Annotated in this window: 23 protein-coding genes; 3 read left to right on the top strand and 20 right to left on the bottom strand. The window is 73.1% G+C overall.

Annotated elements, in window-relative coordinates; all coding sequences use genetic code 11:
* Positions 1-11: 11 nt before the first annotated feature.
* The 5 genes from ACQP1N_RS12665 to ACQP1N_RS12645 all read right to left on the bottom strand — a co-directional run bounded on the left by ACQP1N_RS12665 (position 12) and on the right by ACQP1N_RS12645 (position 3974).
* Positions 12-1037: a 6-phosphofructokinase gene (locus tag ACQP1N_RS12665; protein WP_067794389.1), complete on the bottom strand. Its 1026-nt coding sequence runs from the start codon at positions 1035-1037 to the stop codon at positions 12-14.
* A 326-nt stretch (positions 1038-1363) separates the two neighbouring features.
* Positions 1364-2002: a response regulator gene (locus tag ACQP1N_RS12660; RefSeq protein ID WP_174548831.1), complete on the bottom strand. Its 639-nt coding sequence runs from the start codon at positions 2000-2002 to the stop codon at positions 1364-1366.
* Positions 2003-2027: 25 nt separating this feature from the next.
* A complete protein-coding gene (locus ACQP1N_RS12655; protein ID WP_433231366.1) occupies positions 2028-2372 on the bottom strand; it encodes a sensor histidine kinase in 345 nt (114 codons plus the stop codon).
* Between the two features lie 47 nt (positions 2373-2419).
* Positions 2420-3193, bottom strand: coding sequence for a DUF5931 domain-containing protein (locus ACQP1N_RS12650; RefSeq protein WP_433231364.1), 774 nt, complete (start codon positions 3191-3193; stop codon positions 2420-2422).
* Between the two features lie 46 nt (positions 3194-3239).
* Positions 3240-3974, bottom strand: coding sequence for a lysophospholipid acyltransferase family protein (locus tag ACQP1N_RS12645; RefSeq protein WP_067794383.1), 735 nt, complete (start codon positions 3972-3974; stop codon positions 3240-3242).
* 367 nt (positions 3975-4341) lie between these two features.
* Here ACQP1N_RS12645 and ACQP1N_RS12640 point away from each other — a divergent pair, with 367 nt between their 5' ends.
* Positions 4342-5202 carry a hypothetical protein gene (locus ACQP1N_RS12640; protein WP_433231361.1) on the top strand — a complete coding sequence of 287 codons (861 nt, stop codon included), beginning with the start codon at positions 4342-4344 and terminating at the stop codon, positions 5200-5202.
* Here the strand turns inward: ACQP1N_RS12640 and ACQP1N_RS12635 are convergent.
* The 5 genes from ACQP1N_RS12635 to ACQP1N_RS12615 form a co-directional block, all read right to left on the bottom strand.
* A complete protein-coding gene (locus ACQP1N_RS12635; RefSeq protein ID WP_067794379.1) occupies positions 5199-5894 on the bottom strand; it encodes an endonuclease/exonuclease/phosphatase family protein in 696 nt (231 codons plus the stop codon). The genes ACQP1N_RS12640 and ACQP1N_RS12635 overlap by 4 nt on opposite strands.
* Positions 5891-6865: an ROK family glucokinase gene (locus tag ACQP1N_RS12630; protein WP_067794377.1), complete on the bottom strand. Its 975-nt coding sequence runs from the start codon at positions 6863-6865 to the stop codon at positions 5891-5893. The genes ACQP1N_RS12635 and ACQP1N_RS12630 overlap by 4 nt, the downstream gene beginning before the upstream one ends.
* A gap of 46 nt (positions 6866-6911) precedes the next feature.
* Complete coding sequence (locus tag ACQP1N_RS12625; RefSeq protein WP_433231358.1) at positions 6912-7253, bottom strand: hypothetical protein; 342 nt, start codon at positions 7251-7253, stop codon at positions 6912-6914.
* Between the two features lie 56 nt (positions 7254-7309).
* Positions 7310-7744: an SRPBCC family protein gene (locus ACQP1N_RS12620; protein WP_067794373.1), complete on the bottom strand. Its 435-nt coding sequence runs from the start codon at positions 7742-7744 to the stop codon at positions 7310-7312.
* 65 nt (positions 7745-7809) lie between these two features.
* Positions 7810-8577, bottom strand: a complete 768-nt coding sequence (locus ACQP1N_RS12615) for a metallophosphoesterase family protein (protein WP_067794371.1) — start codon at positions 8575-8577, stop codon at positions 7810-7812.
* A gap of 211 nt (positions 8578-8788) precedes the next feature.
* On the opposite strand from ACQP1N_RS12615, the gene ACQP1N_RS12610 reads away from it, so the two are divergent.
* The gene (locus ACQP1N_RS12610) at positions 8789-10579 is read left to right on the top strand and encodes an AMP-dependent synthetase/ligase (protein ID WP_067794369.1); all 1791 of its coding nucleotides are present in this window, start codon (positions 8789-8791) and stop codon (positions 10577-10579) included.
* On the opposite strand, the gene ACQP1N_RS12605 is transcribed toward ACQP1N_RS12610, so the two are convergent.
* The 10 genes from ACQP1N_RS12605 to ctaE all read right to left on the bottom strand — a co-directional run bounded on the left by ACQP1N_RS12605 (position 10567) and on the right by ctaE (position 21872).
* Positions 10567-11247 (bottom strand): NAD(P)-binding oxidoreductase, encoded by a 681-nt coding sequence (locus tag ACQP1N_RS12605; RefSeq protein WP_433231353.1) that lies wholly within the window; start codon positions 11245-11247, stop codon positions 10567-10569. The genes ACQP1N_RS12610 and ACQP1N_RS12605 overlap by 13 nt on opposite strands.
* Before the next feature lie 97 nt (positions 11248-11344).
* A complete protein-coding gene (locus ACQP1N_RS12600) occupies positions 11345-12850 on the bottom strand; it encodes an NADH-quinone oxidoreductase subunit NuoF family protein (protein ID WP_067794367.1) in 1506 nt (501 codons plus the stop codon).
* The gene (locus ACQP1N_RS12595) at positions 12847-13704 is read right to left on the bottom strand and encodes a hypothetical protein (protein WP_433231350.1); all 858 of its coding nucleotides are present in this window, start codon (positions 13702-13704) and stop codon (positions 12847-12849) included. Before ACQP1N_RS12595 ends, ACQP1N_RS12600 begins: the two co-directional genes overlap by 4 nt.
* Positions 13685-14698 carry a hypothetical protein gene (locus ACQP1N_RS12590; protein WP_433231347.1) on the bottom strand — a complete coding sequence of 338 codons (1014 nt, stop codon included), beginning with the start codon at positions 14696-14698 and terminating at the stop codon, positions 13685-13687. Before ACQP1N_RS12590 ends, ACQP1N_RS12595 begins: the two co-directional genes overlap by 20 nt.
* 898 nt (positions 14699-15596) lie before the next feature.
* Positions 15597-16391: a hypothetical protein gene (locus ACQP1N_RS12585; RefSeq protein WP_433231344.1), complete on the bottom strand. Its 795-nt coding sequence runs from the start codon at positions 16389-16391 to the stop codon at positions 15597-15599.
* Between the two features lie 17 nt (positions 16392-16408).
* On the bottom strand, positions 16409-17536 hold the full coding sequence (locus ACQP1N_RS12580; protein ID WP_433231342.1) for a glycosyltransferase family 4 protein: 1128 nt from the start codon (positions 17534-17536) through the stop codon (positions 16409-16411).
* A 68-nt stretch (positions 17537-17604) separates the two neighbouring features.
* Complete coding sequence (gene qcrB, locus ACQP1N_RS12575; RefSeq protein WP_433231340.1) at positions 17605-19233, bottom strand: cytochrome bc1 complex cytochrome b subunit; 1629 nt, start codon at positions 19231-19233, stop codon at positions 17605-17607.
* Entirely contained in the window at positions 19230-20345 is a 1116-nt protein-coding gene (qcrA, locus tag ACQP1N_RS12570) for a cytochrome bc1 complex Rieske iron-sulfur subunit (RefSeq protein ID WP_067794356.1), read from the bottom strand. The genes qcrB and qcrA overlap by 4 nt, the downstream gene beginning before the upstream one ends.
* Complete coding sequence (qcrC, locus tag ACQP1N_RS12565) at positions 20342-21253, bottom strand: cytochrome bc1 complex diheme cytochrome c subunit (RefSeq protein WP_067794354.1); 912 nt, start codon at positions 21251-21253, stop codon at positions 20342-20344. Before qcrC ends, qcrA begins: the two co-directional genes overlap by 4 nt.
* 34 nt (positions 21254-21287) lie before the next feature.
* Positions 21288-21872 (bottom strand): aa3-type cytochrome oxidase subunit III, encoded by a 585-nt coding sequence (gene ctaE, locus ACQP1N_RS12560; protein ID WP_217999806.1) that lies wholly within the window; start codon positions 21870-21872, stop codon positions 21288-21290.
* Between the two features lie 164 nt (positions 21873-22036).
* On the opposite strand from ctaE, the gene ACQP1N_RS12555 reads away from it, so the two are divergent.
* Positions 22037-22459, top strand: a complete 423-nt coding sequence (locus tag ACQP1N_RS12555; RefSeq protein WP_067794352.1) for a response regulator transcription factor — start codon at positions 22037-22039, stop codon at positions 22457-22459.
* The last annotated feature ends 65 nt before the right edge of the window (positions 22460-22524 follow it).

The following is a 22524-nucleotide window of genomic DNA, read 5'->3' as shown; positions in this document are numbered from 1 at the left end:
AGGAGGGCCGGTCAGCCGAAGAAGACCTCGGCCTCGGCGTAGCGCTCCAGCGGGACGGTCTTCAGCTCCTTGGTCGCCTCGTCCAGCCCGACGCGGACGATGTCGGTGCCCCGCAGCGCGACCATCTTGCCGTAGTCGCCGTCCTTGACGGCGTCGATCGCCTGGAGACCGAAGCGGGTCGCGAGGACGCGGTCGAACGCGGTGGGGGTGCCGCCGCGCTGGATGTGCCCGAGCACGGTGGCGCGGGCCTCCTTGCCGGTGCGCGCCTCGATCTCGTCGGCGAGCGCCTGGCCGACGCCGCCGAGCCGGACGTGCCCGAACGAGTCCTTCTCCCCGGTCTGCAGCCGCATCTGCCCGTCGACGGGGTGCGCGCCCTCGGACACGACGATGATCGGCGCGTACCGGGTCTTGAACCGGCTCTCCACGTACTCGCAGACCTTCTGGATGTCGAAGGGCCGCTCGGGGATGAGGATGACGTTGGCGCCCGCGGCCATGCCGACGTGCAGCGCGATCCAGCCCGCGTGCCGGCCCATGACCTCGCAGATCAGCGCGCGGTGGTGGCTTTCGGCGGTGGTGTGCAGCCGGTCGACGGCCTCCACGCCGATGTTCACCGCGGTGTCGAACCCGAACGTGTAGTCGGTCGCGTTCAGGTCGTTGTCGATCGTCTTCGGGACGCCGACGACGTTGACGCCCTCGGCGTACAGTTCGCGCGCGACACCGAGGGTGTCCTCGCCGCCGATGGCGATCAGCGCGTCCACGCCGAGCCCGGCGAGGTTGTCCTTGATGCGCTCGATGCCGCCCTCGACCTTGATCGGGTTCGTCCTGGACGAGCCGAGGATCGTCCCGCCGCGCGGCAGGATCCCGCGCACGGCCTGCACGTCGAGGGCCATGGTGTCGCCTTCGAGAGGGCCGCGCCAGCCGGCCCGGAAGCCGACGAACTCGTAGCCGTAGACCTGCACGCCCTTGCGGACGACCGCGCGGATCACCGCGTTCAGTCCGGGGCAGTCCCCGCCACCGGTCAGCACTCCGACGCGCATGCCGTCTCCTTCTCCCGCCACCGGGCTCCTCCCTCGATTGCCAATGACCGGCCATGCGTCCGCACACGGCCGGGCGGCCGCCGGGCGTCCCGGTGCCGCCATTGGTCTAGACCATAGCCGCTGCCGCGGGCGGCGGCACACCGTTCGCCCCGCGCCGCCACTTCCCCGGCGGCCGCCGTGGCCCGGCCTTGCACAGCCGCGGCGGGGCCTTTGCGCCATGGGATCACCCGGCCTCGGCCATCGCCAGTTCCCGCGCCGCGGCGCCGGTGAGATCGCCCTGTCGCACGAGGCCCGCCGGGATCGGCCCCGGCCGTGCTTCATCCAGCCTATTCCTCCTGGTCGAGGCCCTTCTCGATGGCGTAGCGGACGAGTTCGACACGGTTGTGGAGCTGGAGTTTGCCGAGGGTGTTCTGCACGTGGTTCTGCACCGTCCGATGCGACAGCACGAGACGCTGCGCGATCTGCTTGTACGTCAGGCCCTTCGCGACCAGCCGCAGCACCTCGGTCTCGCGGTCGGTCAGGCGCGGCGCGTCCGCCTCCTCGCGGGCGGGCGCGGCGGCGAGCCGGCGGTACTCGCCGAGGACGAGACCGGCCAGGCCGGGGGTGAAGACGGCGTCGCCCTCCCCGGTTCGCCGGACGGCGTCCAGGAACTCCTCGCGGGCCGCGGACTTGAGCAGGTAGCCGGTCGCGCCCGCCTTCACCGCCTCCAGGACGTCCTGCTGCTCGCCGCTCGCCGACAGCACCAGGACCCGGACGGGCGGGTCTGCGGCGGCCAGGTGGCGGGTCACCTCCACACCGCTCATGTCGGGGAGCTGGAGGTCGACGACCGCGACCTCGGGACGCGCGGCGGCGGCGATCCGGACGGCCGCGCCGCCCTCCCCCGCGGTCGCGACCACGTCATGGCCGGCCTCGGCGAGATCGCGGGCGACCGCCTCGCGCCACATCGGATGGTCGTCCACGACCATGACTCGCAGGCTCACGGGTCACACCCTAAGACCGGGGGCCGGGGACGCTCCCGTCCGGGCGGCGGGGCACGGTCATCTCGATCTCGGTGCCCTCACCCTCCGCGGAGAAGATCGTGACCTTGCCGCCGAGGTCGCCGATGCGGCCCCGGATGGACTGGGCGACGCCGAGCCGGCCGTCCGCCGCCGCCTCGTCCAACCGCCCGGCGGGCATGCCGGGGCCGTCGTCGCGGACGCTGACGGTGACCCCGCCGGGCCCGTCCTCCAGCAGCACCCAGGCGCGGGCACCGCCGCCGCAGTGCCGCCGGACGTTGTCCAGTGCCGCCGCGACGGCCGCCCCGACCTCGCGGGCGGCGTGCGCGGGCAGCGGCACCTCCGTCGCCGGCGTCGAGACCGTGACGGACGTGGACGCGTGCGCGGTCAGCAGCGGACGCAGATCGGCGCCGCCGGGCCGGTGCCGATGAGCGCGCGCAGCGCGGCCTCCTGCTCGCCCGCGAGCCGGCCCAGCTCGGCCGCCTCGCCGCCCAGCTCACCGCCGCGCCGCTGCACCATCGCGAGGACCTGCAGCACCGAGTCGTGGATGCCGCGGGCCAGCCGGTCCCGCTCCCGGCCGGCCGACTCCAGCTCCACGGCCCGCGCCAGCCGCGCCTCCGCCTCCAGCGCCAGCCGGACGACGTGCCCGACGACGAGCCCGGCGAGAACCAGCAGCACGATGCCGTTGAACGTGGTGCCGCCGATGCCGCCGGCCGTCCCGGCGAGGACGTGGACCATCAGGTTCGCGGCGGCCAGCACGAGCGCGGCGGTGAGGCCGAGCCGCCGCCCGCCCGCCACCGCCCACGACAGCACCGCCGCCGCCACCCACGACACCGGCAGCGTCGGGCGTCCCGCGGCGATGTTCGCGGGCGTCTCCACCCACGCGGTCGCCAGCACGCAGCTCGCGGCGACGGCGAGGTCGGCGGCCGGCAGCGGCCATCCGCGCCGGCGCGGATCACCGAACGCGGCCACCGCGTAGGCCGTCCACACGGCCATGACGGCGAGGACCGCCCACCCGCCGGCCGGATGGGCGTAGCCGTCGAAGTTCATCGCGATCACGAGCGCGGCGTAGCCCAGCGCAAGCCCGCGGTAGACCGCCACGGCCCGCCACAGCGCGGTCTCCAGCCCCAATCCCGCCGGGCCCGTCCCCGCCCGCCTCATCCCCGCGCCCCGCCGGGCAGGCCCCCGCGCCCCCGGCCCGCTCCGCTCATCCGGGGTCGCTCAGCCCGCTGTCGTCCTCCACCGGCCGCACCGGCTTGCCGGCCAGTTCGGCCTTCACCTCGGCGGCGTACCGGTCGACGTACTCCTGCCCGGACAGCGCCCGGATCGCCTCCATGATCTCGTCGGTGATCTCCCGGAGCACCTCGTGGTCGTCCTCGCGGCCGTAGAACCGGGAGAAGTCCAGCGGCTTGCCGAACCGGACGCCGGGCCGTACGCCGAGCCGCGGGTACGGCCGGCCGGGCGGCATCAGCTCATGCGTGTTGATCATCCCCATCGGGATCACCGGGACGCGGGACTTCAGCGCCAGCCGCGCCACCCCCGTCTTGCCCCGGTACAGCCGGTTGTCGGGTGCGCGGGTGCCCTCCGGGTAGATGCCGAGCAGCTTGCCCTCGGCGAGGATGCGCAGCCCGGTCTGCAGCGCCGCCTCGGACGCCGGCCCGCCGGTCCGGTCGACGGGCACCACACCGACGCCGGTGAAGAACCCCTTGCTGATCAGCCCCTTGATCCCCTTGCCGGTGAAGTACTCGCCCTTGCCGATGAAGTAGATCGGGCGCATCAGCGGCAGCGGCCCGAAGAAGTGGTCGGCGAACGACAGGTGGTTGCTCACCATCAGCGCCGGCCCCCGCTTCGGGACGTTGCGCATGCCCTTGTTCCGCGGCCACCACCCGAGGTACAGGATCGGCGAGAGCACGATCCTGAGCAGGATCCAGAACCACAGCATGCGGGCACCTTCCTCGGACCGGTGCCCGGGGGCGAGCACGATCGGCCCCTGGCCGACGGGGGATGTTGGGACATCTTCCCATTCCCCCTCTTACCGCTCTACCGGCCGGTACCCCTCAAATCGGGACCGGTCCGCCCGGCGGCGGGGACGGGAATGAACGTAGGCTCTGAACGGTGAATCTCAATCGGTTGCACCCGGGGGCTTGTCCCACGCGGCGCAGCGAATACCGTGGGACACACGTTTCGGGGTGTCCGGGAATGCCGCCGCCTGCGGCGGGCGCGTCCGGGCACCGCACTGTCGTTGGGGAAGCGGAGGCCGCCATGCCGGTGCTGTCGGTCACGCCGGAGTCGTCGAAGGAGCCGGCCCCGTGAATCGCCGTGGCAATGGACTGTCAGCCGACACCTACGCCCCACTGGTCGACCTCGCCCCGCATCTGGCGGACGCGATGCTCACCGCGCTCGGCGAGGCCGGCGTGGCCGCCTACGCGGCGTCGCCGACCGGCCTGCCGGAGATCAGCGGGCCGGTCGTGGAACCCGCGTCCGGCGACGTCCTCGACCGGCTCTACGTGGACGTCGAGATGAAGCCCGCCGCCGAGGGCATCCTGCGCGTCCACCTCGCCCGGCTGCGCGAGGCGTCCGCCCGCGGCCCGGAGGAGCGCGCCGAGCCCGCCGAACGCGCGGAGAAGGCCGAACGCGCGGAGAAGGGCGAACGCGCCGAGACCGGCTTCGCCGAGCCCGCCGAGGGCGGCTCCGGGACGGACGCGGGCGGCCCCCCGGAACGCGACGAGGACGCCATCTGGGCCGAGATCATCGCCGGTTTCGACGACGTCCCCGAGGGCGAGCCCCCCTGGCCGGACGAGGAGAACATCCGCGAGCCCGCCGACCCCCCGCGGGAGGGCGACGACCGCTCCGGCCGCCTTCCCCGCGCCCGCGTGATCAAGCCGACGGAGCCGCCGGAGTTCCCGCCCGACGACGATGATGATGAGGAGGAAGGGCACTACGTCCCGCCCCCTCCCCCGCCGCTGCCGAGCGCCGACCCGCTCACCAAGGGCGCCTGGATCGCCCTGATCGGCGGTCCCATCTACCTGCTCGTCACCGTCGTCCTCGACTGGGAGGTGCCCGGCTGGGCCGCCTTCCTCGCCGTCGCCGCCTTCATCGGCGGCTTCGTCACCCTCGTCCTGCGCATGGGCGACGAGCCGAGGGACCCCGACGACGGGGCCGTCGTCTAGCCGAGGCGCAGGTCCGCCAGGAGCGGGCGGTGGTCGGTGGCCCGGGGGTGGTCGCCGGTTTCGTCCGGGGGGACGCCGCAGGCCGTCACACCGATCGCCGGGTCGACGAAGACGGCGTCTATGCGGCGGGTCGGGTTGCGGGCGGAGAAGGTCGCCTCCCCGCCGGTGGGGGCGGTCGCGTAGGCGTCCCGGAAGCAGCCGGTCAGCAGTGACCAGGACCCGCCGCCCGGTTCCTCGTTGAAGTCACCGGCCAGGACGGCGGGCGCGCCGTAACGGGCACGGGCACGGTCGAGGTGGGCGCGGATCTCGTGGACGTGGCGCAGGCGCGGGGCGTCCTCCAGGTCCAGGTGGGTGCTCGCGGCGATGACGCCGGTGCCGCCGATCTCCAGGACGGCGATCGCCAGGGCGCGGCGGTGCAGCCCGCGGTCGGGGGTCAGCAGGTGGAACTCGCGGTGCACCCGGCGCACGTGGGGCGCGGTCAGGACGGCGAGCCCGCAGGCCCGCCGTCCCGCCGCGATCCGCATGCCGCACGCGTTCGCCAGGCGGCGCCGCCGCAGGCGCCACGCCCGGAAGCGCGGGACCTCCTGCAGGCACAGCACGTCGGGGGCGACGGCGCGGACGACGCGCGCCACGGCCGCCGCGTCGTCGCGCAGCGAACGGATGTTGTAGCTCAGCAGCCGGACGGCGGTCACGCCTGGACGGCCACGTCCTGGAGCGGGCGGACGCGGGCGAGGTCCGCGGCGCCGACGATGCCCGCCGCCGACCCCAGCTCGGCGATGCGGATGTCGGGCAGCGGGCGGTGGCCACGTCCGGTCAGCGCGTCCTCGAACGCGGCGCGGACCGGGTCGAGCAGCAGGTCGCCGGCGTCCGACAGGCCGCCGCCGATGATGAACGCGCCCGGGTCCAGGATCGCGCTGAGGTCGGCGAGGCCCTGCCCCGCCCAGTGCGCGATGGTCCGGAAGCATTCCAGCGCCGCCTTGTCGCCCTCGCGGGCCGCCTGCGACACCTCCGGTCCGCTGATGCCCTCCGGCCGGCCGCCGCCGAGTTCCAGCAGCCGCCCCGCCATCGCGGGCGCCACCCGGGCCAGGTCGCGGGCCTCGTGGACCAGCGCGTTGCCGCTCGCGTACTGCTCCCAGCAGCCGCGGTTGCCGCAGCCGCAGCGGCGCCCGTCCGGGACGACCCGGAAGTGCCCCATCTCGGCGCCGATGCCGAACCGGCCCCGGTACAGCTCGCCGCCCAGGATGATGCCACCGCCGATGCCGGTGCCGAGCGCCACCAGGACGAGGAAGTCCTCGCCGCGGCCGGCGCCGAACCGGGCCTCGCCCCACGCGGTCGCGTTACCGTCGTTCTCCACGACGACCGGCAGCCCGACCAGGCTCTCCACCTTCTCCTTGATCGGCTCGTCCCGCCAGGCGAGGTTGGGTGCGAACAGCACGGTGGAACGGTCCTCGTCGACGAAGCCCGCGGTGCCGAGGCCGACGGCCGACACCTCGTCGTACTTGCCCTTCAGCAGGTCGACGACCTCGGCGATGGTCTTGGCGGTCTCCTTGGGGTTCGTCGAGGGGGTGGGCCGGCGGACCTTCTCCAGGATCGTTCCCCGGTCGTCGACGACCCCCGCGGCCACCTTCGTACCGCCCACATCCACGCCGATGGTCAGGGCCATGTAGCACTTCCTCCTCCTCGCGCGGCCCGGCTGGAGCCACTGCGCGCTACCCGATGTCGATGGGACCGCCGGTGGCGGCCGCCCACGGCTCGCCCGGCTCCGCACGTCCCGACCGATCGGACGTACCCGCCCGCGGGCGCTTCGACGCCTCAGCCGGAGGGTTCTCCCTCCCGGGTAAGGGCCGGGTCCGGTCGAGCGCGGCCGCCGCGTCCCGCGCGGCCGCGAGCAGCGATCGCCCGGCCTCGCACAGGTGCCGCACCGCGTCCGGCTCCGCGTCCGGCGGAGCGGCCGGCGGAGCGGCCGGCGGAGCGGCCGGCCCGGCGGCCGGTTCCGGGCCCGCCTCGGCGGCGATGGCACGGTCCCATACGCTGCCCGCGTCGTCGCTCATGGCTCCATCATCCATCTGTCACCGGCGTGCACGGTACCCGCCTCCCCGTGCCGGGTTCAGCGCTCGACGTGCCGCTTGAGGCCCTTGAGGGCCGAGTCGATGATCCGCTTCTCGCCCTTGCGCTTCACCATGCCGATCATGGGGATGCGGACGTCCACGGCGAGCTCGTAGGTCACCTCGGTGACGCCGCCCTCCTCGACGAGGTCATAGGTGCCGTGCAGGCCGGTGACGACCGTGCCCGGCTCCACCAGTTCCCAGGTGACCCGGTCGTCGCCCTCCCAGACGTAGGCGAGCCCGACCGTGTCGCTGAACGGGCCCCCGTCGAAGGTCAGCCTGGCGCGCTTCGCGCGGCCGTCCTCCCCCGTCTCCTGCACGGTGAACTCGCGGATGCCGCTCGCCCACCGCGGGTACGCCTCCAGATCGGCGATCACCGCCATGATCTCGGCCTTGCCCGCCTTGACCGTGATGGAGGAACTGGTGCGGTCCGCCATCTGCGTCTCCCTCCGGCTGTCGTCGGGCCCGCGGCCGGACCCGCTCTTCGTAGAGACGGTATCCGTCACACCGTCAGGACGTAGGGAACGCCGCGGGCGCGGAAGTGCCCGACGTTCACGCACTCGGTGCGGCCGATCCGGATCCGGCTCGCGAGCGGCTGGTGGACGTGCCCGAACAGCATGTACTTCGGCTGCGTCCGGCGGACCGCGTCCAGGATCGCCTCACTGCCCCGCTCGAACCGGCGCGCCACCGTGTCGTACAGCAGTTCGGGGACGGCGGGCGGGATGTGCGAGCACAGCACGTCCACCTCCCCGACGGCCTCGACCTTGGCGGCGAACGTCTCCTCGTCCAGTTCGTAGGGGGTGCGGTACTCGGTGCGGAGACCGCCGCCGACGAACCCGAACCGCAGCCCGCCGATCTCGGTGGTCTGCCCGTCGAGGACATGGTGGCCCTCGCGCAGATGGGGGCCCCACATGCGCGGGACGTCGACGTTGCCGTACGTCAGGTACGCCGGGGCCGGCATGGCCGCGAACAGGTCGGCGTACTGCCGGTCGACCGCGCGCTCGATGTGCGGCCACGCGTCGCCGTCCAGCGACGCCCACAGGCTCCGGGAGAACGCCCGCGCCTCGTCGAAGCGCTTCTCGGTGCGCAGCGTGATGAAGCGGGCGGCGTTCTCCTGTCCGAACAGTTCGGCGAAGATCCCCTGCCCGTGGTCGTGGTAGTCGATGAACAGGATCAGGTCGCCCAGGCAGATGAGGACGTCGGCGCCGTCCGCCGCGCTCGTCAGCGCGTCCGCGCGGCCGTGGACGTCGCTCACCACGTGGATCCTCATGAACCGACTCTAATGGGGCGGACCACCCGGGAGAACGAGTGCGCCGGGGCGGGCGGTCTTTGCCGTGCCGTTAAGCCGGCGGCGCGTGTCCCGCACCGCCCGGCGGGCATGATCGGTTGCAGGGAGAAATCCCTACTCATGGGTATCATTCGGGTGCGGGAAGCCCCGGAGGCTTCCCGCCGACCTGGAACACCGACTACGGGAGTGGGCCGTGCGCGAGTTCAGCGTCCCCGCGATGGTGGAGGTTTCCGACTCCGCCAATCTGACCGACGCGCCCTTCACCCGGGCCGCCGAGGAGCCCGGCACGATCGTGGCGCGCCGAAAGCGCGGCGACGCGTGGAGCGCCGTCACCGCCGCCGAGTTCGCGGCCGAGGCCGCCGCGGTCGCCAAGGGCCTGGTGGCCGCCGGGATCGAGCCCGGCGACCGGGTGTGCCTGCTGTCGCGGACCCGCTGGGAGTGGACCGTCCTCGACTACGCGATCTGGACGGCCGGCGCGATCTCCGTCCCCATCTACGAGACGTCGTCCGCCGAGCAGATCGAGTGGATCGTCGGCGACTCCGGCGCCAAGGCCGTGTTCGCCGAGACCGCCGAGCACGTGGCGCGGATCACCGAGGCCCGGGACCGGCTGGCGGACCTCGCGCACGTGTGGGGCATCGACGCGGGCGACGTCGACGAGGTCGTCCGGCTCGGCGCGGAGGTCGGCGACGACGTGGCCGAGGAGCGCCGCCGGTCCCGTACCGCCGCCGACATCGCCACGCTCGTCTACACCTCGGGCACGACCGGGCGCCCCAAGGGCTGCGAGATCACCCACGGGAACCTCGTGTCGACCGCGCGCAACGCCGTGCAGGGCGCGATCGCCGAGATCGCCGTCGAGGGCAGTTCCACCCTGCTGTTCCTCCCGCTGGCCCACGTGTTCGCCCGGCTGATCCAGGTCGCCACCATCGAGGCCGGCATCGTCCTCGGGCACAGCGACATCAAGAACCTGCTGCCCGACCTCGCGTCCTTCCAGCCGACGTTCCTGCTGGCCGTCCCGCGCGTGTTCGAGAAGGTCTACAACGGCGCCGAGCAGAAGGCCGCGGCGCAGGGCAAGGGCAAGATCTTCAAGGCGGCGGCCGAGACCGCGATCGCCTACAGCCGGGCCATGGACGCGGGCGGCCCCGGCCTCGCGCTCAAGGCGAAGCACAAGGTGTTCGACGTGCTCGTGTACGGCAAGCTGCGCGCCGCCGTCGGCGGGAAGGTGCGGTACGCGGTGTCCGGCGGGGCCGCGCTGGGCGAGCGGCTCGGGCACTTCTTCCGCGGTGTCGGCATCACGATCCTGGAGGGCTACGGCCTCACCGAGACGACCGCGCCGGCCAGCGTCAACCGCCCCACCGCGATCAAGATCGGCACGGTGGGCCGGCCGATCCCGGGCGTGGACATCCGCATCGCCGACGACGGCGAGGTGCTCGTCCGCGGCGTCAACGTCCTGCGCGGCTACTGGAACAACGAGGCCGCCACCAAGGAGGCTCTGGAGGACGGCTGGCTCCACACCGGCGACCTCGGCTCCCTCGACGACGGCGGCTTCCTCACGATCACCGGCCGGAAGAAGGAGATCCTGGTCACCGCGGCGGGCAAGAACGTGGCGCCCGCTCCGCTGGAGGACCGGCTCCGCGCGCATCCGCTGGTCAGCCAGTGCCTCGTGGTCGGCGACGGCCGCAAGTTCATCAGCGCGCTCGTCACCCTGGACGAGGAGGCCCTCGGCCCTTGGAAGGCGCGGCACGGCAAGCCCGCGGCGATGACGATCGAGGAGCTGCGCACCGATCCCGATCTCATCGCCGAGGTCGAGACCGCGGTCGCCGAGGCCAACAAGTCGGTCAGCCACGCGGAGGCGATCAAGAAGCACATCATCCTCGGCGTCGACTTCACCGAGGAGGCCGGCCACATGACACCGAGCCTGAAGGTGAAGCGCAACATGGTGATGAAGGACTTCGCCGCCGAGATCGACTCCCTCTACACCTCCTGACCGCCGGGCCGGCGCAGGGAGGCGACGGCGTCGGCGATCGGGGTGCCGCCGTTGAGCAGGTCGAGCGTACGGCGCCGGACGTCGCGGGCGCCGAGCAGCGCCGCGATGACCGCCGCCACGTCGTCGCGGGTCACCGCGCCGCGCCCGATCGGTGGTTCCTCCAGCCGCACGAGCCCGGTGCCCGGGTCGTCGGTGAGCCGCCCCGGGCGCAGGATCAGCCAGTCGAGCGCGTCGCGGCGTCTCAGGTCGTCCTCGGCCGCGCCCTTGGCTCTGATGTAGGCCTCCCAGGCCTCGCCGCGCCCCGGCGCGGGCGGCTCACCCGCGCCCATCGCGGAGATCTGCAGGAAGCCGCGTACGCCCGCGCGCTCCGCCGCGTCCGCCGTCAGCACGGACGCGGCCCGGTCGACGGTGTCCTTGCGGGCCGCGCCGCTGCCGGGTCCCGCGCCGGCGGCGAACACGACCGCGTCCGCCCCGGTGAGGTGGCCGGCGACCTCGGCGGCGTCCGCGGACTCCAGGTCGCACACCACCGGCCGGGCGCCGGTGTCCCCGACGTCCCCGGCGTGGCCGGGGTCGCGAATGATGCTCCGCACGGTGTCCCCCCGTGCGGCCAGCAGCCGGGACAGCCGCAGCGCGATCTGCCCGTGCCCGCCCGCGATCACGATGTCCATGCCGCGATCGTAGGACGCCCGGGCGCCGGGCACGCGCGGACGCGGCCGGTGCGGATCACATCGTTTCCACCCGATGTCGTTCTTCCGCCCCGGGAATTCACCGCCGCGAGGGCGTCCGGGGCATCCCCCCGACGACGCGGAGCGCCAAGGCGGGACACATCGCGACCGCTTTCTGCACGTCCTTCTCCAGCCACGGCGGGATGTCGGTGCCGAGCACCACGGGGAACCCGTACCGGTCGAGCTGGATCAGCTCGGGGACGAGGTAGGCGCACAGCCCGTGCCCGTCGCACCGGCTCCAGTCGATCGCCACCCGCCCCTCCGACCCGTCGGGCACCGGGAGCGGCAGCACGCCGTAGGTCGACAGGCCGCAGCCGCCGTCCCACCGGTGCGCGTCGATGTGAGGGGCGAACGCCTCCATCGCCGACAGCACGAACTTCGCCGTCCCGTCCGGGTGGGTGCAGGCGCCGCGGCCCCGGCCGACACCGGCGGCGCGGCGGACGTCCTCCGCCGTGCCGGTGCCCTCGGTGAGCGTGTGCAGGGAGCGGACGACGTCGGGCAGCCCGAGCCGGCACGGGCCGCACTGCCCGGCGGACTGCGCCGCGAGGTAGGCCGCGATCCGGGTGACCTCGCCGAGCGGGCAGGTGCCCCGCGTCAGCGGCAGGATGATGCCCGCGCCGACCGTCCCGCCGACGCGCCGCATCCCGGCGCGCGACAGCACCGCCCGCGACACGGCGGCCGGATCGAGCCACATGCCGTGGTAGCCGCCGACGAGCACACCCGGCGACGGCGGCACCTCGCAGTGGTCGAGGACGGTCCGCAGCGGGGTGCCGAGCGGCGCCTCGACGACCCGGGTCCCGCCGACCGTGAGCAGCGTGGTGCCGGGCTCGCCGTCCGTCCCGGTCGAGGCGTACAGGTCGGGACCGAGCGACACCAGCACCGCGAGCTGGGCGAACGTCTCGGTGTTGGACAGCAGCGTCGGGCAGCCGTCCACCCCGGAGTCGGACGCGCGGACCTTCACGCCCGGCGGGATCGGCGTCTCCCCGTTGATCGCGCGGATCACCGCGCCGCTCTCCCCGGAGATGAACCGCTCGGTCAGCCGGACGACCCGGGCCGGCATCCGCCGCTCGCCGATCGCCGCGCGGACCGAGCGGGCCGCCTCGTCGCTCTCGACGGCCAGCACGATCCGCCGGGTGCCGAGCGCGGACGCGGCGATCTGCGCGCCGTCGAGCACCAGGTGCGGCGCCCGGCGGAGCAGCAGCTTGTCCTTGGCACTGCCCGGCTCGCCCTCGGCACCGTTCACCACGACGACGTCCTCGCTGGAGCGGCGCTCACCGGCCTTCTCGCCGGGCAGCACGGTCCGGTCGGCGGCCGGATGGGCGACCCGCGCCGCGACCGCCATCAGCTTGCGCGCGAGCGGGAAGCCCGCCCCGCCGCGTCCCCGCAGGTCGACCTGCTCGGCCATGCGGACCAGGTCGTCCAGCCCCGGCGCGCGGAGCCTGCCGTGCACCGCCAGATGCCGGTCGAGGTCCAGCCGGTCGAACCGGTCGAAACCGAGCGTCAGCCGGGGGCCGCCGATGCTGGAGACGGTGACGGCCGAGGTCATCGCAGGACCCCGGTGTCACGGGCCGCCCCGGTGACCGGCATGCCGCGCGGGTCGGTGACGGTCTGCCGGGGGTCGCCGGAGTCGCGTCCGCCGAGGTCGCGGGCGGCCGCGGCGGCGCGTCCCCGCGCGTGCTCGCGCTCGGCCGTCATGCGGCGGTCACGGCGCCGGCCGGCCCCGTCAGGGCCGGTGAACACACCGGTCCCGGCGCCGGCCCGGTGCACCTCGCGCGGTTTGAACACCACCACCATGCGGGTGACGAGGGCGAGCACGACGAACACCGCGCTCAGCACATAGCTGAGCACCACCCAGTTCGCCGCGGACCGGCCGGCGATCAGGCCGTGCACGATCGCCAGCGGCCAGCAGACGTAGGCGAACACGTGCAGCGACCGCCACATCCACGCCTTGCCGCGGACCGCGAACCGCGGGCGCACCATGCCGGTGAGCCCGATGAGGCACATCAGCTCGGCCGCGATCGTGCCGATTCCGATGGCACCGCCGTCCGGGACGACGATCTGGACCGGGGACGCGAGGCCGTCCATGACCTTCACCACGATGTGCGCGACCAGCGTCGCCGTCGCCACCACCGCGCAGGCGTGGTGCACGGCCTGCGCGAGCACCCGGTGCCGGATCTTCAGGATCAGCCGCTCGGTCGCCAGGAGCCCGCCCATCACCGCGATCGTCAGCGAGACGAGCGCGAAGACGCCGGCGTAGTAGTCGAGGAAATACCGCACGTTCGCGACCGCGACCGCTCCCGGCGGGGTCGCCGCGCCGATGAGCACCAGCACCGCGCCGGCGAGCACGATGCGCAGCGCCCAGGAGGGCACCACGGGATCATCACTGCTGCGAATTCGCACCTTTCGGGCTCCTCTTCTCTATTGCGGCCGCCGGCGGGGCGCCGGCCGGTCCTGCACCGTCCTTCGGCGGCCCGCCGGAGGACGGGGACGGGGACGGGGACGGCGACGAAGGGCCGTCCGCCGCGGGGACGGGGCCGAGGTTGGCCAGCAGGCCCCCGGAGAGCACTTGCAGCGCGCCTCGTTCGGCGAAGCCGAGGAGCGGCCTGGCCCGTTCCCGGAACGTCCAGCCGCCGATCTCGGCGCCGTCCAGCGGGACCGCACCGGTCCCGTCTTGCAGGCCGAACTCGATCTCGGCGCGGGGTGCCCCGGCACCGCCGCACGGCACCGTGGTGCCGGTGCGGCCGAGCACGGCGCCCCGCCCGACGGCGGTGCCGTCGCGCAGCCGGGTCACGTCCCGCAGCCGGTAGTAGGTGGTCGCGAGACCGCTCGGGTGGATCAGCATGACCATCGCGCGGCCGGCCGGGTCGGCGCAGAACCGGTAGAGGCGGCCGGCGCCGGCCGCGAGGACGCGGCCGTCCCCGCCGGAGAACGCCAGCGAGCCGAGCGGACGCGGGGACGTGGAGCCGTCCGAGGTCGTCATCGCCCAGGTCTGGCCGATCTTCCACGGCAGCATCAGCCCGCCGCCCGCCCTGCCGTGGGTGAGGGCGGCGGCCTGCGCGGCGGTGACCGCCCCGTACCTGCGCAGCAGCCGCGCCTCCGAGACCGGTATCACATCCGCGGGGACCGTGCGGAGCAGGGCGGCGAACACCCTGCCGCCCGACAGCCCGACCCGCCACCGCCCACCGGCCCAGTGGGCCGCGTAGAACGCGACCTCGGGGCTGGCGGTGCTGGACGCGGGGACGGGGATCGCGGTGGTGCCGAACACCCAGGTCCGGTCGGTGCTCGTCCGGATGGCGCCCACGATCGGGGGCCGGGTCGGCGCGGCGCCGTAGTCCTGCCGGGCGGCGGCGCCGCGCTCGCCCAGGGTGAGCCCGCGCACCTGCGCGGCGAGCACCCGCAGGCTCGGCCCGGCCGGCTCCGTGCCCGTGCCGCCGCCACCGGGGGCCGCCGCGACGGCCGCCGCGGCTGCGCGGGCGTGTCCGCGCCCGGCTCCGGCGACTTCATCGAGTGATGCGAGCCGACGGCGCCGGACGCGCCGCCGTCCAGCAGCGCCCGCTCGGCGATGGCGAGCAGGGACAGGCCGACGACGGCGGTCAGCGTGATCGCGCCGATGCCCAGCCGGTCGGTGGGGTGCCTGCCGCGGGGCGGCCTCGCCTTCGGGCCGGGGCGCGGCCGTGCCCGACGGTGCGGGCGTGCGCGGGCCCCGGCCTCGCGCCGCTTCATCACGCGCCGGCTCGGCTCACGCCGGGACGCCCTGCGCCCCCGCCCGGTCCAGTCCGGCTGCTGCGACCACCAGGACCCTTCGGGCCACTGGGGCTCCTCGGACCGGCGCCCCTGTCCGGTCGCCGGTCCCGATGAGGGGCGCGCGGGCGTCTCCGCCCACGTTGAAACACGCGTGTTGCTCCGGGACGCATGCCCGATATCGCGTCGCGCCATGCCCTCTCCCGTGGAGGAGACAAAGGCTCGGCGAACGCCGGTCGGTTCCGTGCCGCCGAACTTCCCGCCCGGCGGCCGTCCTGCTGAGACATCCGGAACCGCGGTGTCGGAGCCCGCTCCGCTCCCACCGCGATTCCGGAACGGATTCTCGGTGAACCCGCTCGATCACTTCGGGAGCATACGCCCCAAGAACCGCTCAAAAGCGAGACGGCACGAAAAATCCGTACGAGCCGGCCTTATCCCGTGGCCGTTGTGCTCTCCAAAGCAGTACGCACAAAGGCCATGACATGTTCACGCATTCGAGCAACGGATTCCGCGGACCGCCCCACCTTGGCAGGGGCGGTCCGCGGAACCGGTCAGCGGGTCCAGGGCAGGCGGACGGCCTCCAACTCCGGGTCGGTCAGCAGGACCTCGATCAGGGACGTGGGGCCGACGACCTTCGTCCCCCACAGATCCCAGTCGCAGTAGACGACCCACGAGCAGTCCTCGGCCCACAGGTCGGACGGGCAGCTGCCCAGGCCCGGATGGTCGTACAGCGCGGCGGCGTCACCGAGACGGCCCGCGAGGACGGTGTCGTCCTCCCAGTCCGCGGTGACCAGCGGGCAGTAGTACGCCAGGCAGCGGGTCCCCGCACCGGACGGGCTGTGCCGCAGCAGCACCCCGATCAGCCGGTACCAGCCCTCCCGGTCCAGGCAGCCCTCCGCGGGCGGCCGGACCGCCGCCGACCAGCTTCCCGCCGGATGCCCCTGCCGCAGGCAGCGGCTGCCCGGCAGCGCCCCCTCCGGGACGACCGGCTCACCGAAGCCGCGTGCGAGCTCCCGCCAGCGCAGCCGCCGCCAGCCCGTGCCCGGGTCGCCGCTGCGGCCGAGCTCCACCCCGGTGACGATCGCGCCCTCCAGCAGGTCGCCCACGTCGCCCGGGACGTCCGGCTCCGGCGACCCGGCCAGCCCCGCCGCCGCCACCGACTGGTGGACATCGTCGTGCGTCGTGGTGACCAGACCCTCCTCCCACACGTACATCGCGTGCAGGAGCCAGGCGGCATCGGGGCGGCGCGGCGGCTCGAACCCCGAATGGCCGTGGTCGGGATCCAGCTCGCGCAGCCACCGGGCGGCCTCCCCCGGAACGCGGACCCAAGCATCCTCGATGTCCATAGCCGCATCCTGCCATTTCAGCCCGTCAGCAGGCGCCCCAGCCGGGCGGCCTGAATTTCCCAGCGCCATTCGCGTTCGATCCAGGCGCGGCCTCTGTCCCCCATGGCGCGGGCCCGGCCCGGATCCGCCAGGAGGCCGGCGACGGCATCGATGATCCGGGCGACCGAGCGGCCCGGCACCACGACCCCGGTCTCCCCGGCCAGGACGGCGTCGGGCGCGCCACCGGAGTCGCCCGCGACCACCGGCAGGCCCGTCGCCGACGCCTCCAGGTAGACGATGCCGAGCCCCTCCACGTCCAGGCCGCGGCGGCGGGTACGGCACGGCATCGCGAACACGTCGCCGGCGTCGTAGTGGGCGGGCAATTCCTCCCAGGGCACGCCGCCGGTGAAGACGACCGAGCGCTCCACCCCGAGGGACGCGGCCAGGCGCTCCAGCTCTGCGCGGTAAGGCCCGCCGCCGACAAGGAGCAACGCCGCGTCCGGCACCCGCCGAAGGACGTGCGGCCATGCGTGGATCAGCGCGTCCTGCCCTTTGCGCGGCACCAGCCGGGACACGCACACCGCCACGGGACGCCCCGCCAGCCCGTGCCGCGCCCGAATCTCCTCGCCGCCCGCGCCCGCGTGGAAGACTTTCTCGTCCACACCGGGGGCGAGCCGCGCCATCCGCGCCGCCGCGTCCGGCGACAGCGCCCGCGCCATCCGGGACCGCGTGTACTCGCCCAGGTAGGTCAGCACGTCCAGATCGTCCCCGATGCGGCGCAGGAGGCGCCGTGCCACCGGCAGCGCCGCCCAGCCCGCCTCGTGGCCGTGGGTGATCCCGACGAGCCGCCCGGCCCCGCGCCGCCGCAGCGCCGGGGCCAGCAGCCCGAGCGGCGCCGCCGCGCCGAACACGACCGAGTCGCAGCCCTGCGCGCGCAGCACGTCCGCGGCCCGGCGCAGCACGCCCGGCTCCGGCAGCATCAGCGAGCCCGGATGCCGGACGACCGGGAACGGCTGCCGCGCGTCGAACTTCGCGGCGCCCTTCCACGCCGGCGCGTACACGACCACCGACCCCGGTGGACGGCGGGACGCGAGGCCGTGCACGAACGCCTGGATACCGCCCGGACGAGGCGGGAAGTCATTGGTGACGAACAGGGTCTTGGTCATCGCCCGCCAGCATAGGAGAGGCCCGCCACCGCGGACGGTGACGGGCCTCTCCTAGCGCCGTGCGGCGGTCAGTGACTGATCTCCTGCGACGTGCGGCCGCCCTCGATCTCCTCCTGCTCGCCGTGCCCGTGCTCCTCGACGGGGATGTCGTCGAAGGTCCACGCGCGGTTGAGCCGCGCGCGCAGGTGCCCGAGCGGGCCCTTGGCGCCGGGCGCCGGGATGCCGCGGGCGTCCCGTGCCGGCGGCTGGAGCCGCGCGTTCTCCTTGGACAGGATGACCTGCTTCTCCTCGTCGCGGGCCGGCTCGTGCCGCTCGGAGAACTTCCCCTCCGGCGACATCATGATCACGCCGCTCTCCACGCCGTGCCCGATGACGTCGGCGTCCTTGCGCTGCAGGCCGAGGCAGACCCGCTTGGTGATGATGAACGCCAGGAACGGCCCGACGAAGACCATGACCCGGAAGAACCACGTCGTCGCGAACAGCGAGATGTGGAACTTGTCGGCCAGGATGTCGTTCGCGCCGGCGAGCCACAGCAGCCCGTAGAAGGCGACGGCGGCCATGCCGGTCGCGGTGCGGACCGGGGCGTTGCGCGGCCGGGTGTTGACGTGGTGGTGCCGCCTGTCGCCGGTCACCCACGCCTCGACCCACGGCCAGGCCGCGGCGCCGCCGAAGATGATGCCGAGCGGCACCAGCGCCGGGATCAGCACGTTCAGGCTGAGCGTGTGCCCCAGTGCGGTGATCTCCCAGTTCGGCATGATGCGCAGCGCGCCTTCCAGCGGCCCCATGTACCAGTCGGGCTGGGAGCCCGAGGAGATCGCACCGGGGTCGTACGGGCCGAACAGCCAGATCGGGTTGATCTGCGCGAACGCCCCCAGCAGCGCCAGCACACCGAACGTGAACAGGAAGTAGGCGCCCGTCTTGGCCATGAAGACCGGGTAGAACGGGTAGCCGTACACCTGGTGCTCGGTCTGGTTCTTCACCGGCATCGCCGTGTGCTTCTGCACCCACATGATCATCATGTGCGCGGTGACCATGCCGAGCAGCAGACCCGGGATCAGCAGGATGTGCAGCATGTAGAGCCGCGGCACGATGTCCTGGCCGGGGAACTCACCGCCGAACAGGAACATGTAGAGATACGTGCCGACCACCGGGATCGACTCCGCCACGCCCTGTGTGATCCGCAGGCCGGTGCCGGACAGCAGGTCGTCCGGGAGGGAGTATCCGAACAGGCCCTCCAGCATGCCGAGCGTGAACATGCCGATGCCGATCAGCCAGTTCAGCTCGCGCGGCTTGCGGTAGGCGCCGGTGAAGAACACCCGCAGCATGTGCGCCAGGATCGCCGCCATGAACAGGACCGCCGCCCAGTGGTGGATCTGCCGCATGAGCAGTCCGCCGCGGACGTCGAAGCTGATGTGCAGCGTCGAGGCGTAGGCCTCGGACATCGTCACGCCCCGCAGGTGCGTGTACGAGCCGTTGTACACGACCTCGCCCATGCTGGGCTTGAACCAGAGCGTCAGGAACGTCCCGGTCAGCAGCAGGATGATGAAGGAGTACAGGGCGATCTCGCCCAGCATGAACGACCAGTGGTCCGGAAAGACCTTCTTCATGTTCCGCTTGAAGAAGGTGGTGGAACCGAGACGGTCGTCGAGGAACGTCAGCGGAGCCTCGACCGCCTTCGGAGCTGTCGCCTCGCTCATCCGCGCTCCCAGAAGCTCGGGCCGATGGGCTCGTGATAGTCGCTCGTCGCGATGATGTAACCGTCCTCGACCGACAGCGGCAGCTGCGGAAGCGGCCGGGCCGCCGGGCCGAAGATGACCTTCGCCGCGTCGGTGGCGTCGAAGGTGGACTGGTGGCACGGGCACAGGATGTGGTGCGTCGTCTGCTCGTACAGGGCCGCCGGGCAGCCGACGTGCGTGCAGACCTTGGAGTACGCGACGACCCCGTTGACGTGCCAGTTCTCACGTCCCTTGGCAGGCTTGAACTGCTCCTGCGGAACGTTGATGAGGATCGTGACCGCCTTGGCGACCTGGGTGAGGACCTGGTCCTCGGGCAGGTGCTCCTCTATGCCCTCCGGCAGGACGGTGATCATCGAGCCGGGGGTGGCGAAGTCGCTGACCTTGAGCGGCCTGTTGGTGCCGTCCACGACCAGGCGGACGCCCTTCTTGCCCTGGGCCTGCGCCAGCTTGACCGCCTCGCCCCAGAAGGTGTGCCGGAGCTTCTTCTCCGGCAGCGGCCCGAGGTCGCGCAGCAGCACCAGCGGGGCCAGGCCGAGCGGCGCCGCGGCCAGCAGCAGCGTGCGGCGCAGCAGCGGACGCTTGGTGATCCCGCTGTCCTGCGCGCCCTCCAGGAAGTCGCGGTTGAACGCCGCTCTGGACGCCTCGTCGGCGGCCAGCTCGTGCCGCTCCTGGACGATCGGCTTGCTGGTCATCAGCCGGCGCACCCAGATGGTGACGCCGACCGCCATCGCGAGGAACGCCAGCGCCATCGTCCCGCCGAGCCAGAAGTTGGTCTCGCGGGCGTCGGTGACGCCGTGCATGCCGCCGTCGCGGCCGCTCCAGCCGATGAAGTAGGCGATGAACACCACGCTGGCGAGGAACGCGAGCAGGAAGAACGCGGCGACGATCCGCTCGGCGCGCTTGGCCGACCGCTCGTCGAGCTGCTCTCCCACACCCGCGGGCGCCGAGATGTCGTCCTCGGCGAGGAGCGCCTTCTCCCGCGCCGGGGACGGCGTGCCGATCACGCGTTCGCGCCGGCCGCCCTGCTCGTGCGGGCCGGTCGAGCCCGCGGTCTCCTTGTTGTCGTCGCTCATGACTTCTTCAGCTTCTTCGGCTTCTTCGCGGTGATCCACATGGCCGCGAGGACCAGCAGGCCGATGCCGACCAGCCAGCCGGCCAGGCCCTCGGTCACCGGGCCGATGCGGCCGAGGCTGTTACCGCCCGGGTTGGGCTCCTCGCGGGTCTTCACCAGGTAGGAGATGATCGCCTGCTTGTCCTGCGGCGTCAGCGTGGTGTCGTTGAACACCGGCATCGCCTGCGGCCCGGTCAGCATCGCCTCGTACATCTGGGTGGGCGTGACGTCGCTCTTGGACAGCGGGGGCGCGTACTTGCCGCCGGTCAGCGCGCCGCCCTGGCCGGTGAAGCTGTGGCACTGCGCGCAGTTGGTGCGGAACAGCTTCCCGCCGAGCGCCACATTGCCCTTGGCCGGGTCGACGGCCGAGGCCGGCGGGACCTCGGGGCCGCCGCCCAGCGACGCGATGTAGGCGCGCAGGTCGGCGAGGTTCTTCTCGGCCTGGGCCTTCTGCTTCTCGGCGGCCTCCCGCTTGTCCTTCTCCTCGTAGTCGGTCTTGATCGAGGTGTTGAAGGTGGGGATCGGCGTCTTGCGCGGCACCTGCGCGCCGGGGTTCGCCGCGGGCATGCGTCCCGTGCTGACCTGGAAGTCAACCGACGCGGCGCCCACCCCGATGAGGCTGGGGGCGATCGCGTTGCCCTGGGCGTCCTTGGTGCCCTGGGCGTTCAGCCCGTGGCAGCTCGCGCAGTTCTTGTCGAACAGCTTCTGCCCGTTCTTCAAGTCCTCCGCGGCCTGCGCGGTGCTCTGCGCCTCGGCGCGGTCGGTCCGCGGCGAGAAGCCGGCGTAGACCACGCCGATCGCCACCAGGGCCGCCAGCACGACGGCGTAGCCCGCCCACGGGCGCCGTCGCCATGCGGTGATCCTTTTCACGGAAATCCCCGTTCGGGTCATGTCGTCGGGTAGGTCAGAGGTCGAGCAGGTAAACGGCGGAGAACAGGCCGATCCACACCACGTCGACGAAGTGCCAGTAGTAGGACACGACGATCGCGCTCGTCGCCTGCTCGTGCGTCCACCGCTTGGCGGCGTAGGTGCGCCCGAGCAGGAAGAGGAACGCGACCAGGCCGCCGATGACGTGAAGGCCGTGGAAGCCGGTGGCCAGGTAGAAGACCGAGCCGTAGGCGGAGGACGAGAAGGTCAGCCCGTCGTGCGTGACGAGGTTGAAGTACTCGTAGGCCTGGCCTGCGACGAAGTAGGCGCCCATGAGGAACGAGAGGATGTACCACTCGCGCAGTCCCCAGCGCCTGAAGTTCAGCAGGCCGCCGTCACGTCCGACCTGGCCCGCCTCGGCCTTGAACACGCCCATCTGGCAGGTCACCGAGGACAGCACCAGGACGGTCGTGTTGACCGCCGACAGGGGCAGGTCCAGCGGGGCACCGGGCCATGCGCCATGCCCGGACTGGCCGATCGTCACAGAGCGGATCGTGAAGAACATCGCGAACAGCGCCGCGAAGAACATCAGCTCGGACGACAGCCAAACGATCGTCCCCACGCTTACCAGATTGGGACGGTTCGCCCGTGCGTGAGGTGTTGTCTCTATCGCGGATGCTGTCACGGGCAGCATTATTGCGCCCCCGTCCCGTGAGTGACGCATGACCCCCCTCATATGGTTCCCCGCGGGTGTCCCAGGGCCCCCGACCCGGTACCCTCACGTGCATGAGCACCGCCCCGGAGACCCCGATGAAGGTCCTCGTCTACAGCGACGACGCGAACACCCGCGCACAGATCCGGATGGCGATCGGCCGCCGTCCCGCCGCCGACCTCCCGAAGGTGGAGTTCGTGGAGTGCGCCACCCAGCCCGCCGCGGTCGCGCGGCTGGACGAGGGCGGCATCGACATCATGGTCGTGGACGGCGAAGCGCAGCCCGCGGGCGGGCTCGGCGTCTGCCGGCAGGCCAAGGACGAGGTGTACGACTGCCCGCCCGTGCTCGCCGTCATCGGCCGCCGCGACGACGGCTGGCTCGCCACCTGGTCGCGCGCCGACGCGGTCGTCGGCCTGCCGCTCGACCCGATGGCACTCGCCGGCGCGCTCGCCGGCCTCATGCGGCAGCGCCGCGAGAACCGCCTCACCACCCTGTAGACCCGCTGAGAACCCTGTAGAGACCGCCTTCACCACCCCGTGGACAACGTCGGCCCACGAGACCC

The organism is Actinomadura formosensis, from assembly GCF_050948385.1.
GTDB lineage: Bacteria > Actinomycetota > Actinomycetes > Streptosporangiales > Streptosporangiaceae > Spirillospora > Spirillospora formosensis.
This window is presented reverse-complemented; position numbering and strand designations above follow the sequence as displayed.